Source organism: Pantoea sp. JKS000250 (genome assembly GCF_003201065.1).
Taxonomy (GTDB): domain Bacteria; phylum Pseudomonadota; class Gammaproteobacteria; order Enterobacterales; family Enterobacteriaceae; genus Pantoea; species Pantoea vagans.
Genome location: NZ_QICZ01000001.1, coordinates 1,472,373 through 1,486,706 on the forward strand (window position 1 = coordinate 1,472,373; position 14,334 = coordinate 1,486,706).

Below are 14,334 nucleotides of genomic sequence, written 5' to 3' on the forward strand. Positions count from 1 at the left end.
TGCCAGCTGCCGCAGGGCGGCTGGCCTCTCTCACAGGTCACGATAATAGAGTTTCACCGGCTTATCGGGATACTCCAGCGCCTCTCCCTGCGCCAGCCAGCCAGACCGTTCATAATATCCCCCAAACGTTGACCATAACCACAATCGTGGATAGCCGCGAGCCTGTGCATAAGCCATGACATGCTGCTGCAGCGCCTCACTGACACCTTTGCCGCGCGCCGACTCATCCACATACAGCGCCGCCAGCCACGGATAGAGATCCTGACGGCTGATCAGATCGCAGCGCCAGAATCCCGCCGTGCCGATTGCCCTGCCCGCCTCTACAGCGACAAACGTCACCGGAAAATCAGCGCCGGTCAGGCTGCTGTTTACCACACTGGCGAAGAACGCCCGGCTGCTGGCTTCGCCAAAAGCGCGCCACTGCCAGTCGGTGATCTGATCGGCAAACTGCGGCACATCGCTGAGCGGGACGATTTTCATAAGTTAATCGATTTCCAGCGCCAGCAACGACTCAATCGTCTGCGCGCGACGGATTTCGCGCGGCTGGCCCTGCTCAAACAGCACTTCCGGGATCAGCGGACGGCTGTTGTAGTTTGAGGACATAGAGGCACCGTAAGCACCGGTGTCGTGAAACACCAGATAATCGCCCACTTTTGCTGCCGGCATCGCGCGCGGTTCGACCATGCCGCCCTCCAGCTGGGTAAAGACATCGCCCGATTCGCACAGCGGACCGGCCACTACCGTGTCGATGGTCTGCTGCTCATCAATCGCCCGTTCATCGCCCGCCATCAGCGAAATATGGTGATAGCTGCCATACATGGAGGGACGCATCAGGTCACTGAAACCGGCATCGACCAGCACGAAATGACGGCTGCCCATCGACTTCACTGCCCGCACCTGCGACACCAGCACGCCCGCTTCGGCCACCAGGAAACGGCCCGGTTCGATCTCCAGTTTGACCGCATGACCCAGATGCTGAGCGATACGCTGACGCGCCGCGTCCCACAGTCCAAAGTAGTGATCGGTATCGATCGCCTCTTCGCCGTAGCGATAAGGAATAGAAAGGCCACCGCCTGCAGAGATCGCAGTCAGATCCTGACCCGATTCCATCACCAGTTCCACCATCGCATCACAGACCTGCTGCAGATGCGAATAATCCACGCCAGAGCCGATGTGCATGTGAATACCCACCAGCTTCAGGCCGTGCTGTTTAATGGCCGCCAGCGCCTCGTCTAAGTCGTCGTGCCAGATACCGTGCTTGCTGTTTTCGCCGCCAGTATTGGTTTTCTGACTGTGGCCATGACCAAAACCTGGGTTGACCCGCAGCCACACCGCATGTCCCGGTGACACCGCGCCGAGCTGATGCAGCATATCAATCGAACCGGCATTGACCGGCACCTTCAACGCAGTAATCCGCGCCAGTGTCGGCTGATCGAACAGATCCGCAGTGAAGACGATCTCGTCACCGCCAGACTGGTAGCCAGCAGCCAGCGCACGTTCGATCTCACCCAGCGATACCGAATCCACTTTCACACCCGCTGCACGCATCAGGCGCAGGATATGAATATTTGAGCAGGCTTTCTGCGCAAAACGCACCACATCAAACGCCTGCAGCTGAGCAATACGCGCCTGAATAATCTGTGCGTCATAAGCCCAGAATGGACCGGCATAACGGCGTGCCAGCGGCAGCAGGTTAGTGGCGTTGAGGGCGGTGTCGGTACTCTGTAATGAACGTGGCATAGCAATTCTCCTGTGGCGATAACCGCATTAAGCCAGAATCATGCCATAGCGAAAAATATCTGTTTTAATAGCATCTATTCAGAATAGATATAGGAAGGCGGCGTGGCGAACATTAACTGGCGGCATATCGAAATTTTTCATGCGGTGATGACCAGCGGCAACCTGACCCAGGCTGCTACGCTGCTGCATACCTCACAGCCGACCGTAAGCCGGGAGCTGGCACGACTGGAGCAGCAGCTGGGATTAGCGTTGTTCGGGCGGGTACGCGGTCGCCTGCAGCCGACGGTACAGGGGTTACGTCTGTTTGAAGAGGTACAGCGATCCTGGTATGGGCTGGATCGCATCATGGAAGCGGCAGAAGGGTTGCGTCAGTTTCGTCAGGGTGAGCTGTCGATCGCCTGCCTGCCGGTTTTTTCGCAGTCGCTGCTGCCACCGCTGTGTCAGCCTTTTTTACAGCGCTACCCGGATGTGAGCCTGAATGTGATTCCGCAGGAGTCGCCGCTGCTGGAGGAGTGGCTGTCGGCACAGCGCTACGATATCGGCTTAACCGAAACCCAGCACGCGCCGGCTGGCACTGACCGCCTCGCCCTGCTGACCTGTGATGAAGTATGCGTATTGCCACAGCAGCATCCTCTGAGTCAGCGTGCAGAACTGACACCGCACGACTTTGCGGGCGAACAGTATGTCAGCCTGTCGCGCAACGACAGCTATCGTCAACTGCTGGATGCGCTGTTTCAGGATCAGGGCGTCGAACGGCGGCTGGTGATGGAGACGCACAGCGCCGCGTCGGTGTGCGCGATGGTCAGAGCGGGCGTGGGTATTTCGATTGTGAATCCGCTGACGGCGCTGGATTACGCCGACAGCGGTGTGGTGATGCGAAAATTCAGCGTGGCGGTGCCGTTTACCGTCAGCCTGGTGAGGCCACAACACCGTCCCGCGTCAGCGCTGGTCGATGCCTTTGTCAGCCATCTGCAGCAGCAGGTGGCTGACTTTCCGGCACGTATTGCCGCCCGCCTGGCTTAAGCGCGAACTCTGGCGGCTGCGCTGCCCGATTTACGGAAGGTGATCAGGCAGATCAGCAGGCCGATAGCGGCCAGCGCAGCTGCCGCAACCGGCACCGCCGTCAGGCCAAAACCACGGCCAATGACTGCCCCGCCGACCCAGGCACCCAGCGCATTACCGACGTTAAACGCCGAAATGTTCAGGGTTGAGACCAGATTAGGTGCCTCTTTGCCGTGACGGACCACGTTGATCTGCAGGCCCGGTACCGTGGCAAAGGTCGCCATTGCCCACAGGAACAGGGTGAGCTCCGCCAGCCACAGCGCATGGCTGGTCCAGCTGAACAGCAGCGAGAAGATGGCGATCAGAGAAAAGCTGAGGATCAGACTGAAGGAGACTTTCCAGTCGGCCAGTTTGCCGCCAAGAATGTTACCCACTGTCAGGCCCGCGCCAATCAGGAACAGCGTCCAGCTGACACCCCGATCGCTGATGCCCGTTACCTCTAACAGCAGCGGCGCAATGTAACTGAACAGGGCAAACATCGCCGCGGCAAAGAACACCGTCATCAGCAGCGAGAGCCAGAGTTTGCCGTTGGCCAGCGCACCGATTTCACTCGCCAGATGAACCGGCTTCTCTTCTTTATTGTTCGGCAGACTCACGATCAGGGCGATAAACGCCAGCACGCCGATCACTGCTACGCCCCAGAACGTAGCGCGCCAGCCAAACATCTGTCCGAAGCTGGTTCCCAGCGGAACGCCCAGCACGTTAGCCAGGGTCAGCCCGGTAAACATCAGCGCCACAGCAGAAGCCTGACGACCGGCCGGCACCAGGCTGGCGGCCACCACCGCGCCGATACCAAAGAAAGCACCGTGACAGAGTGCGGTGACGATTCGCGCCAGCATCAGCAGGTTGTAGTTGTAAGCCAGCGCACACAGCAGGTTGCCGACAATAAAGATCACCATCAGCAGGATCAGCGTTTTTTTGCGCGGCAGTCTGGCGGTGAGCAGTGCCATAATCGGCGCACCAATCGCCACTCCCAGCGCATAGCCACTGATCAGCCAGCCCGCCGACGGAATCGACACCTGAAGGTCACGTGCCACTTCCGGCAGCAATCCCATAATGACAAATTCGGTGGTTCCGATGGCGAACGCACTCAACGCCAGCGCCATTAATGCTACAGGCATAACACTCTCCCGGTTTTATTTGCAGGTGAACCGCGCAGACGCGCCGCCCCTCGACGCTTGTTAGAATTTGATCTGCGTCACGTTGAGTATTACAGCACAGCGCTGATTTGCGACATAGCCTGCGTGCAGCAAAGGATTATTGCCGCCGCCGCAATAATCCTGATGCCTTACTGAAACACCTCTCTCTGCCTATCTGCGGATTAAAGCCCAGAAAAGCCGCAATACCCACGCCTGGGTTGTGATTTTCCGCTCACCGGTTACGCTTTTTAATGCGGAATTAATTAATAAATCTTTAACGTTGCCGATATATCCCTAATCAATTGCCAGGTGATGTAATCAACTTCTGACGCAGGGAGAGAGAATGCAACGACTCATAGCCTTAATGGTGTTTGGCTTAACCGGCTGCTCGGTGGGTCATTATGAGTACAGTAAAGAGGCTGAAAAACGGGTTGATATGACCGTCACCGGCATTCCCACCGTGCTGGGCTTTGGTACGCTCGGTACCACTATCCCGCTGACGCCGGAGTACAGTCTGACCGCCGCGCACGTGGCGAAGTTTTCACTTTACCGCGTCAAAGCCTGGCATCCGCAATGCGATCTGGCGGTGGTCTACCACAAAAACAGCGAAATGAACCTGCCACCCAGCTTCCGCAACAGTCATATCGGCGACCAGGTGAATCTCTACGGCTACAGTTTTATTTCGGCCATGCCGGTCAGCTCCAGCGGACAGAACCTGATTAATACCACGCTGGCAAACAGCTGGAACAAGCCAGACTGTGTCGTCGTCGCGGCGAATGCGGGTGTGGTGAAAGGGATGTCGGGCGGCGCGGTCTATAACGCCTCAGACGACACGCTGGCAGGTGTAATTATTGGCTACAGCAATAACATCAATGACAATGCCAGCGGTAAGACGCTGTATAAGAACGTTGCGCTCTATGTGCCCTATTCACGGTTCCAGACCTGGCTGGATCAGGCGATAAAATCTTAAGTTTTTTTGTCGGGCAAACCGGGATGGTTGCCCATAGGATGTTCGGGCGGATTCAGCCATCTGTCTTTACGGGTTGCTTCGTAATCCGGGTTAAGAGGATAAGTAATACGATTTTCAGGCTTGCTGGTCTCCCCCACCACTAAAAAGCGTGCCTCGTGCTCGCTGTTATTGATAAAGGTGTGGCAAATGCCCGTGCCCGCCGGAAAGGCCACTGCATCGCCCGGCGACAGTGGATAAAGCTCGCCGTTAATCCAGGCGTCAGGATGTCCTTCAAGCACAAAAATGAACTCTTCTTCCGCGCTCTCCGCGTGGGGATAAGACAAGCGGCGTCCGGGCAACAGCCTTTCATGGTGAATGCCAAGGCGGGTTAATCCCAGCAATCTCCCCAGTGGCGCACCAATCGACATGCGCTCATCGCTGTCGGCATAGTGTTCGTTATCTTCGCCTTCCAGCGCCTGCCAGTGGCGAATACAGTCGGGACGTTGCGTCATGATGATGGCTCCAGGTTGAGACATTCAGCCTGGCAGAGGAAGCGGCATGACTCAAGCATGGCGAGGCGAACAGCAGATATAAAAAAGGCCGGGATGCCCGGCCTTTTCTGAGAACAGTCAGACTTACTTGCTGCCTGGACGCAATGCCGGGAACAGGATCACATCACGGATAGTGTGGCTGTTGGTAAACAGCATCACCATACGGTCAATACCGATGCCCAGCCCCGCGGTTGGCGGCAGACCGTGTTCCAGTGCGGTGACATAGTCTTCGTCGTAGAACATCGCTTCGTCGTCACCCGCATCTTTGGCATTCACCTGCTGCAGGAAACGCTCAGCCTGATCTTCCGCATCGTTCAGCTCAGAGAAGCCGTTTCCGATTTCACGACCACCAATGAAGAACTCAAAACGATCGGTGATTTCCGGGTTCTCGTCGTTACGACGGGCCAGCGGAGAGACTTCAGCCGGATATTCAGTGATGAAGGTCGGCTGAATCAGATGCGCTTCTGCGGTCTCTTCAAAGATTTCGGTTACGACGCGGCCCAGACCCCAGCTCTTCTCTACTTTGATGTGCAGGGATTGTGCAATCGCCACGGCTTTGTCGAAGTCTTCCAGATCGGCCAGATCCGTTTCCGGACGGTATTTCTTAATCGCTTCACGCATGGTCAGTTTTTCAAACGGCTTGCCGAAATCAAACTCCTGCTCGCCGTAAGGCACAACCGTGCTGCCCAGCACATCCTGCGCCAGCGTACGGAACAGGCTTTCGGTCAGCTCGATCAGATCTTTGTAATCCGCATAGGCCATATAGAGTTCCATCATGGTGAACTCTGGGTTATGACGTGGCGAAATACCTTCGTTACGGAAGTTACGGTTGATCTCGAACACGCGATCGAAGCCACCCACCACCAGACGCTTCAGATAAAGCTCTGGCGCGATACGCAGATACATGTCGATATCCAGCGCATTGTGATGGGTGATAAACGGACGCGCAGAGGCGCCGCCCGGGATCACCTGCATCATCGGAGTTTCCACTTCCATAAAGTCGCGGCCCACCATGAACTGGCGAATACCGGCCATGATCTGCGAACGAATTTTGAAAGTGTTGCGAGACTCTTCGTTGGCGATCAGATCAAGGTAACGCTGACGGTAACGGGTTTCCTGATCGGCCAGGCCGTGAAACTTGTCCGGCAGCGGGCGCAGTGCTTTGGTCAGCAGACGCAGTTCTGAACAGTGAATCGACAGTTCGCCGGTTTTGGTTCTGAACAGTTTGCCACGCGCACCCAGGATATCGCCGAGGTCCCATTTCTTAAACTGCTCGTTGTAGATGCCTTCCGCCAGATCGTCACGTGAAACGTAAAGCTGAATCCGGCCGCCCACATCCTGCAGGGTGACGAAAGAGGCTTTACCCATGATACGGCGGGTCATCATGCGGCCGGCGACGCTGACTTCGATACCCAGCGCTTCCAGCTCTTCGTTGCTCTTCTCGCCATAGCTTTCCAGCAGCTGGTTCGAAAGGCTGTCACGACGGAAATCGTTGGGAAACGCCAGACCGTTGGCACGCAGCGCGCTCAGCTTTTCACGGCGCGTTTTCAGTTCGTTATTTAACTCAACGGCGGCATCAGCGCTCTGCGGTTGTTGTTCAGACATGTCTATAACCCTGCTTTTAAACTAGCTTCAATGAAACGATCCAGATCGCCGTCCAGCACCGCCTGGGTGTTACGCGTCTCTACGCCGGTGCGCAGATCTTTGATGCGTGCATCATCGAGAACGTAAGAACGGATCTGACTTCCCCAGCCAATGTCGGACTTGTTGTCCTCCAGCGCCTGTTTCTCAGCATTTTTCTTTTGCATCTCAAGCTCGTACAGCTTCGCTTTCATCTGCTTCATTGCCTGATCTTTGTTCTTGTGCTGAGAACGGTCGTTCTGACACTGGGTGACGGTACCGGTTGGAATATGGGTAATACGCACCGCAGATTCGGTCCGGTTAACGTGCTGACCGCCCGCACCCGACGCACGATAGACGTCAATGCGCAGATCGGCCGGGTTGATGTCGATATCAATATCGTCATCCACTTCCGGGTAAATAAAGGCGGAGCTGAAGGAGGTGTGACGACGGCCGCCGGAGTCGAATGGGCTCTTACGCACCAGGCGATGCACGCCCGTTTCGGTGCGCAACCAGCCAAAGGCGTAGTCGCCTGACACGCGAATGGTCACAGATTTGATGCCCGCAACTTCACCTTCAGACTCTTCGATAATTTCGGTTTTGAAGCCTTTCGCTTCGGCCCAACGCAGATACATACGCATCAGCATGCTGGCCCAGTCCTGCGCTTCGGTGCCGCCGGAACCCGCCTGCAGATCGATGTAGCAGTCGGCGCTGTCATATTCGCCGGAGAACATGCGGCGGAATTCCAGTTCGCCCAGCTTGCCCTCAAGGACATCCAGCTCGGCAACGGCTTCGTTGAAGGTCTCTTCGTCTTCCGCTTCTACGGCCAGCTCAAGCAGACCCTGCACATCTTCCAGGCCCTGCGACATCTGTTCCAGCGTCTGCACGATGGCTTCCAGCGAGGAGCGCTCTTTGCCCAGCGCCTGAGCACGCTCAGGTTCGTTCCAGACATCGGGCTGTTCCAGCTCGGCGTTTACTTCTTCGAGGCGTTCTTTCTTGGCATCGTAGTCAAAGATACCCCCGAAGAACGTCGCTGCGCTCACTGAGGTCCTGAATACGGTTTTTGACCGGGTTGATTTCAAACATGGCTTTAGCGTCTTTCTTATGTTCGATGGGACAGGAAAATTAACGCACAAGTTTACCCGAAACTGGCGGCAGATTGTAGCGCTGAGACAGCGGGCGGATGCCGGGGTTGTGTGACGTGTCGCATTTGCGTCTTGCAGCGCGTCGACATGCTCGCAGGTAGCGGGCTAATGCAGGGGATAATCAGGCTGTCGCGCCTCTGCCGTGGCCGGAGAGTCGCGACAGCCTGTCTGACTCAGTTCAGCGGCCAGATATGGTCGATGATCAGCTGCACTGAGCGGTTACCGCGATACTCATTAATATCCAGCTTATACGCCAGTTCGACCTGACGAATGCTGCTGTCGGGCCAGAGCGTGGTATCGACATTAAAGGCAATGCCATCGATGAGCGGCCCACCATTCAGCGGCTCGACCATCACTTTCAGATGTCGCTCGCCCACCAGACGCTGTTGCAGCAGCTTAAATTTGCCGTCAAACGCGGGTTCCGGGAACGCCTGGCCCCAGGGACCGGCTTCGCGCAGCATCTCTGCGGTCTGCAGCGAAAACTCCTGCGGCTGTAACGCGCCATCGGACCAGATGATGCCCTGCAGGGATTCGCCATCCAGCCACTCTCCGACCAGGTCGGCAAAGCGCTGACGAAACTCCTCGTAGCGCGCGGTTTCCAGCGATAAACCGGCCGCCATGGCGTGACCGCCGAACTTCAGCATCAGGCCTGGATTCAGCGTATCCAGACGCTCCAGCGCGTCGCGCAGATGGAGACCGGCAATCGAACGGCCCGAGCCTTTCAGCGTGCCGTCGCCCGCCGGCGCAAAGGCAATGACCGGACGATGGAAACGCTCTTTCAGACGAGAGGCAAGAATGCCCACCACGCCCTGATGCCATTCGGGGTGATAAAAGGCCAGTCCCAGCGGCAGATCGCTCTGCTCACGCTCCAGTGCCTGACACAGCGCCAGCGCTTCGCTCTGCATGCCCTGCTCTATCTCTTTGCGCGTCTGGTTCAGCGCGTCCAGCTCGCTGGCCAGCATGCGCGCCTGGCTGAGATCGTCGGTCATTAACAGTGCTACGCCCACCGACATATCGTCGAGGCGGCCTGCGGCGTTGAGCCGCGGCCCCAGCGCGAAACCGAGATCGCTGGCCGCCAGCTGACGCGCATCGCGATTCGCAATCTCCAGCAGCGCCCGGATGCCTGGCCGACATTTTCCGGCCCGGATACGGCTGAGCCCCTGCCACACCAGAATGCGGTTATTAACGTCGAGCGGCACCACATCGGCTACCGTGCCGAGCGCCACCAGATCCAGCATCTCCGCCAGATTCGGTTCAGTGCGGGTAGCGCCAAACCAGCCCTGGGTACGCAGATGGGCGCGCAGCGCCAGCATCAGATAGAACGCGACGCCCACGCCCGCCAGCGCGCGTGAGGGAAAGTTGCAGTCCGGCAGATTGGGATTCACGATCGCTTCAGCGGCCGGTAAGGTTTCGCCCGGCAGATGGTGATCGGTAATCAGCACCGGAATACCGTGCTGATGTGCGCATTCCACACCGGCATGAGAGGAGATGCCGTTATCGACCGTCAGGATCATTGCGGCACCGCGCGCACGCGCCTGCTCAACCACTTCCGGACTGAGGCCATAACCATCTTCAAAGCGGTTAGGCACCAGATACTGCACGTTGCCGCCACCCATGCTGCGCAGCGCCATCACCGTCAGCGCGGTACTGGTCGCACCATCGGCATCAAAGTCGCCCACAACCATAATGCGGCGCCCATCCAGCAGCGCCTGGTGCAGCAGCGCCACGGCGCTCTCAATCCCGCTTAAGGACTGATACGGCAGCAGGTTTTTCGCACCGCGCTCCAGCTCCGCGGCGTCGCACACGCCGCGTTGCAGATAGAGTCGTTTCAGCAGCGGCGGCAGCGTAGCCGGCAGCGCATCGTCAACCGTCACCTCACGGCGACGCAGTTCCACTTCCTGTTTTAACACCGATTAACCACCACGCTTCTGATTGTCCAGCACCTGCTTCAGCTCCTGCGGCGACTGATAACCCGGGATCATCATGCCGGTGTCGGTCAGCATCGCGGGCGTGCCCTGAATACCGAACAGCACGCCCAGTTTGTAGTGCTGAGCAATATCGATTTTGCAGCTGTCCGGCGCGGCCATCTTCGGCGCATTACCTTTCATCGCTTCATCGAACGCTTTATTGCGATCAGCGCTGCACCAGATCGCTTTCATCGCTGGTTCGATCTGACCATTCAGCCCTTCACGCGGAAACGCCAGGTAGCGCACGGTGATGCCCAGCGCATTGTAGTCCGCCATCTGCTCGTGCAGCTTGTGACAGTAGCCACAGGTGATGTCGGTGAAGACCGTGATCACATGCTGCTCTTTTGGCGCTTTGTAGACGATCATTTCCGGCACCAGCGCCTCGACTTTTTTGTCCAGCAGCTGGTTGGTGACGTTGACCGGCTGTTTGCCGCTGACATCATAGAGCGGGCCCTGAATCATATGCTTGCCGTCATCGGTCACATAGAGCACGCCGCTTTCCGACAGTACGGTTTTAAACCCTGGCAATGGTGACGGGCTGATCTCCGTCTGGTTCAGACCGAGCTTTTTAAGGGATTGCTGAATGGCGCTGTCATCGGCCTGTGCCAGACCGGAAAAGGCGCTGGCTAACAGGGCCAGCATGGCAAAATGCTTGTTCATTTTTATCCTTATGGCCGCGAATCAGGCTCGCGGATGGTGTTGTTGATGCAACTGACGCAGGCGCTCAGTGGCGACGTGCGTATAAATTTGGGTGGTAGAGAGATCGCTATGTCCCAGCAGCATCTGTACGACACGCAGATCCGCGCCGTGGTTCAGCAGATGGGTCGCAAAGGCGTGACGCATCACATGCGGCGATAACTTTTCGCTGTCGATCCCCGCCAGCGTGGCGTAATGCTTGATGCGATGCCAGAAGGTCTGGCGCGTCATCTGCTGTGCCCGATTACTGGGAAACATCACGTCCAGTGTCTGACCATTGAGCAGCCATGGGCGACCATGTTCCATATATTGCTCCAGCCAGTAAACCGCTTCTTCACCTAACGGCACCAGCCGCTCTTTATCGCCTTTACCGATAACCCGCACGACGCCCTGGCGCAGGCTGATGTCGCTGAGCGTCAGTCCAGTCAGTTCAGAGACGCGCAGGCCGGTGGCATAGAGCACTTCCAGCATCGCCTTGTCGCGCAGCTCCAGCGGAATGTTGGTATCCGGTGCCTGCAACAGCCGCTCAACCTGGGCTTCACTGAGATCTTTCGGCAGACGCTGCGGCAGTTTTGGCGCGGACAGCAACGCGCTGGGATCGTCCGGGCGCAGCTTTTCGCGATAAAGATACTGGAACAGGCGACGCATCGCGCTGAGCAGCCGCGCTGAGCTGGTCGCCTTGTAGCCGCCCTCCAGCCGTTCGGCCAGGAACTGCTGCAGATCCAGCGGCGTCACGCTGAGCAGCGTCAGCTGGTGATGCGTCAGCCAGCCGGTCAGCGTCTGAAGATCCTGACGATAAGAGGAGAGAGTATTCTGCGCCAGATTGCGTTCAATCCAGAGCGCATCAAGAAACTGTTCTGTCAGTTCGCTGTCCTGCACGTTATCTCCGCCGTCTGGTGTAAAATCATGCTCATTATGCCTGATTCAGCGGTGCTTCTGGTACAATTGCGCCAAAGTCAGTATTTACAGAGTGTTATCTGCATGAAAATCGGTCTTTTTTACGGTTCCAGTACCTGTTACACCGAAATCGTAGCGGAAAAAATTCGCGATTTTATTGGCGAAGAGTTAGTAACGCTGCATAACGTCAAAGATGACGACCCGCGCCTGATGGAGCAGTACGACTTGCTGGTCATGGGCATCCCGACCTGGGATTTCGGTGAGTTGCAGGAGGACTGGGAAGCCATCTGGACGCAGCTGCCCGCGCTGAATCTGCAAAACAAGATTGTCGCGCTCTATGGCATGGGCGATCAGATTGGCTATGGCGAGTGGTTTTTAGATGCGCTCGGCATGCTGCACGAGTTGCTCCAGCCGATGGGCGTGCGCTTTGTCGGCTACTGGCCGCTTGAAGGCTATGAATTTACCAGCCCGAAACCGCTGAGTGCCGATGGCGCGCAGTTTGTGGGGCTGGCGCTGGATGATGTGAATCAGTTTGAGGTCACCGATGAGCGTGTTGAGCAGTGGTGTGAACAGGTGTTAACCGAAACCGCCGCACTGCTCTGACCGGTCAGGCGCGCTGGTTTGCTGTTGTTGAACCCATGCGCCAGCAGACGATGATTGCCAGCCCTGTTGCCGTTAATGCCGCGCCTTACTGAAGCAGCTGGCGCGTAACGCCCGCCATTCGTCCGGCTGCATATTATCCTGCATCAGCCACCAGCGCAGCGCAGCCCCCTGCTCGCTCTTCGCTACCAGCAGTACGCCAATCGGTAACCACCGCAGCGGCTGGGTGGGCCGCCAGCGTTTTCCCTGCCAGATCCAGCAATGAACGCTTTCCCGCTGCAATGTGCCGTGTCGCCGAATCAATCGCCGGTAACAACGCCAGCCTTCAGCCAGCATCAGCAGAATAACCGGCGTTTTAATCAGCCAGCCGCCCACAGGCAGCGTCATCAGGATTACACCAGGAACGGCAGCCACCAGCCAGGCGCACAGACATCCGCACGCCAGGCGAGAGGGTCGCAGCTTACATTGCCACCGGGCCGCGATCATGGTTACGCTGCTGGATCAGTTTTACCATCCGCTTAAGCTCCGGATCGGCTGGCTCGCCATGATTCATGAGCCAGTTAAACAGATCGGGATCGTCACTCTTCAGCAGGGCAACAAAGACCTGCTTATCCGTGTCGTTCAGCGTGTCATACTCAAATTTGAAGAACGGCATAATCGCCACATCCAGTTCCAGCATGCCGCGACGGCAGGCCCACTGAATACGTGATTTATCATTAATATCCATGCGTCAATTTCCACAATTCACAACGTGGCCGCTAGTGTAACCTGGTTTACTGCGGCTCGCAGGCGCAGCGTCGCAGGCTGTGCAACCTGCCACATTCCAGAACGCGCGTTTTCAAGGTTATCACGCCTTTTGTGCGCCGTTTTCCGTAAACAGGTTGCATTGCCAGTCGGCTCTTTTAACATTGAAGACAATGTTCCGGATGAAGCTTCTTATACAGGATACCTCCATGCCCACTTTTACTTTACCGCCGCGCCAGCCTGCCGCGTCGTCTCGTCTGCCGTTAACCCTGATGTCACTGGATAGCTGGGCGCTGGTTTCCATTACCGGTGCCGACAGCACCGCTTACCTGCAGGGTCAGTTAACGCTGGATGTCGCGGCGCTGGATGCAGACCACCATTCGCCCGCCGCACACTGCGATGCTAAAGGCAAAATGTGGAGCAATATGCGCCTGTTCCATCGCGGCGAAGGCTATGCCTATCTGATTCGCCGTGACCTGCGCGACACCCAGTTGACCGAGTTAAAAAAATACGCGGTGTTTTCGAAAGTGACGATGGCGGCTGACGATGAGTCCGTGCTGCTGGGCGTTGCCGGTTTTCAGGCACGCGCCGCGCTGGCGAATCTGTTTGATAGCCTGCCCGACAGCGAGAAACCGGTCGTGCAGCAGGGAGAAACGACGCTGCTGTGGTTCGCCCATCCGGCCGAGCGCTTTCTGATTGTTACCTCGCAGGCACAGTCTGAGACGCTGAAGCAGAAGCTCAACGATGATGCACAGTTCAATGACAGTCAGCAGTGGCTGGCACTGGATATTGAAGCGGGAATTCCGGTGATCGATCCGGCCACCAGCGTGCAGTTTATTCCGCAGGCCACTAACCTGCAGGCGCTGGATGCCATCAGCTTTAAAAAGGGCTGCTATGCCGGTCAGGAGATGGTCGCCAGAGCGAAATATCGCGGTGCCAATAAACGCGCGCTTTACTGGCTGGCGGGTCAGGCCAGTCATCTGCCCGAAGCCAACGCCCCGCTGGAGTTGCAGATGGGTGAACGCTGGCGTCGTACCGGCAGCGTGCTGGCTGCGGTGCAGTTAGATGACGGCATCAGCTGGATTCAGGTGGTGCTGAATAACGATCTGGAGCCGGATAGCGTGCTGCGGGTTGAAGGTGACGAGGGCGGGCATCTGACCATTCAGCCACTACCCTACTCGCTGACTGAAGAGTGATGTAACGTCCAGGCCCTTCCTTTAACGG

The 14,334-nt window shown here is 57.3% G+C and carries 15 protein-coding genes; 4 read left to right on the forward strand and 11 right to left on the reverse strand.

The window, feature by feature from the left end; translation table 11 throughout:
- Positions 1-30: 30 nt before the first annotated feature.
- Positions 31-480, reverse strand: coding sequence for a GNAT family N-acetyltransferase (locus tag BY447_RS07025; protein ID WP_095706730.1), 450 nt, complete (start codon positions 478-480; stop codon positions 31-33).
- A gap of 3 nt (positions 481-483) precedes the next feature.
- On the reverse strand, positions 484-1,740 hold the full coding sequence (gene lysA, locus BY447_RS07030; RefSeq protein WP_110330841.1) for a diaminopimelate decarboxylase: 1,257 nt from the start codon (positions 1,738-1,740) through the stop codon (positions 484-486).
- A 102-nt stretch (positions 1,741-1,842) separates the two neighbouring features.
- Between lysA and BY447_RS07035 the strand changes: the two genes are divergently transcribed.
- Positions 1,843-2,763, forward strand: coding sequence for a LysR family transcriptional regulator (locus BY447_RS07035; protein ID WP_110330842.1), 921 nt, complete (start codon positions 1,843-1,845; stop codon positions 2,761-2,763).
- Here BY447_RS07035 and BY447_RS07040 read toward each other — a convergent pair.
- Positions 2,760-3,923 (reverse strand): MFS transporter, encoded by a 1,164-nt coding sequence (locus BY447_RS07040; protein WP_033783996.1) that lies wholly within the window; start codon positions 3,921-3,923, stop codon positions 2,760-2,762. The two genes, BY447_RS07035 and BY447_RS07040, sit on opposite strands and share 4 nt — an antisense overlap.
- Positions 3,924-4,284: 361 nt before the next feature.
- On the opposite strand from BY447_RS07040, the gene BY447_RS07045 reads away from it, so the two are divergent.
- The gene (locus tag BY447_RS07045) at positions 4,285-4,911 is read left to right on the forward strand and encodes a serine protease (protein ID WP_013358928.1); all 627 of its coding nucleotides are present in this window, start codon (positions 4,285-4,287) and stop codon (positions 4,909-4,911) included.
- Here BY447_RS07045 and BY447_RS07050 read toward each other — a convergent pair.
- The 6 genes from BY447_RS07050 to xerD all read right to left on the reverse strand — a co-directional run bounded on the left by BY447_RS07050 (position 4,908) and on the right by xerD (position 11,748).
- Positions 4,908-5,402 (reverse strand): cupin domain-containing protein, encoded by a 495-nt coding sequence (locus BY447_RS07050; protein ID WP_110330843.1) that lies wholly within the window; start codon positions 5,400-5,402, stop codon positions 4,908-4,910. The genes BY447_RS07045 and BY447_RS07050 overlap by 4 nt on opposite strands.
- 123 nt (positions 5,403-5,525) lie before the next feature.
- Entirely contained in the window at positions 5,526-7,046 is a 1,521-nt protein-coding gene (gene lysS / locus BY447_RS07055) for a lysine--tRNA ligase (protein ID WP_013358930.1), read from the reverse strand.
- A 2-nt stretch (positions 7,047-7,048) separates the two neighbouring features.
- Positions 7,049-8,147, reverse strand: a protein-coding gene (gene prfB, locus BY447_RS07060) for a peptide chain release factor 2 (protein ID WP_098052461.1) whose coding sequence is annotated in 2 segments (ribosomal slippage) — positions 7,049-8,071 and positions 8,073-8,147 — 1,098 coding nt in all. Because the reading frame shifts where the segments join, the coding sequence is not laid out codon by codon here.
- Positions 8,148-8,379: 232 nt separating this feature from the next.
- Positions 8,380-10,116 (reverse strand): single-stranded-DNA-specific exonuclease RecJ, encoded by a 1,737-nt coding sequence (gene recJ / locus BY447_RS07065; RefSeq protein ID WP_107320073.1) that lies wholly within the window; start codon positions 10,114-10,116, stop codon positions 8,380-8,382.
- A 3-nt stretch (positions 10,117-10,119) separates the two neighbouring features.
- The gene (gene dsbC, locus BY447_RS07070; RefSeq protein WP_013358933.1) at positions 10,120-10,833 is read right to left on the reverse strand and encodes a bifunctional protein-disulfide isomerase/oxidoreductase DsbC; all 714 of its coding nucleotides are present in this window, start codon (positions 10,831-10,833) and stop codon (positions 10,120-10,122) included.
- A 21-nt stretch (positions 10,834-10,854) separates the two neighbouring features.
- Positions 10,855-11,748, reverse strand: a complete 894-nt coding sequence (gene xerD, locus BY447_RS07075) for a site-specific tyrosine recombinase XerD (RefSeq protein WP_013358934.1) — start codon at positions 11,746-11,748, stop codon at positions 10,855-10,857.
- 102 nt (positions 11,749-11,850) lie between these two features.
- On the opposite strand from xerD, the gene fldB reads away from it, so the two are divergent.
- The gene (fldB, locus tag BY447_RS07080) at positions 11,851-12,369 is read left to right on the forward strand and encodes a flavodoxin FldB (RefSeq protein WP_110331921.1); all 519 of its coding nucleotides are present in this window, start codon (positions 11,851-11,853) and stop codon (positions 12,367-12,369) included.
- Positions 12,370-12,441: 72 nt separating this feature from the next.
- Here fldB and BY447_RS07085 read toward each other — a convergent pair whose 3' ends face one another.
- Positions 12,442-12,852, reverse strand: a complete 411-nt coding sequence (locus tag BY447_RS07085) for a protein YgfX (RefSeq protein ID WP_095706727.1) — start codon at positions 12,850-12,852, stop codon at positions 12,442-12,444.
- Positions 12,827-13,093 (reverse strand): FAD assembly factor SdhE, encoded by a 267-nt coding sequence (gene sdhE, locus BY447_RS07090; RefSeq protein ID WP_013358937.1) that lies wholly within the window; start codon positions 13,091-13,093, stop codon positions 12,827-12,829. The genes BY447_RS07085 and sdhE overlap by 26 nt, the downstream gene beginning before the upstream one ends.
- Before the next feature lie 226 nt (positions 13,094-13,319).
- Between sdhE and ygfZ the strand changes: the two genes are divergently transcribed.
- On the forward strand, positions 13,320-14,306 hold the full coding sequence (gene ygfZ / locus BY447_RS07095) for a tRNA-modifying protein YgfZ (RefSeq protein WP_110330844.1): 987 nt from the start codon (positions 13,320-13,322) through the stop codon (positions 14,304-14,306).
- Positions 14,307-14,334 lie beyond the last annotated feature (28 nt).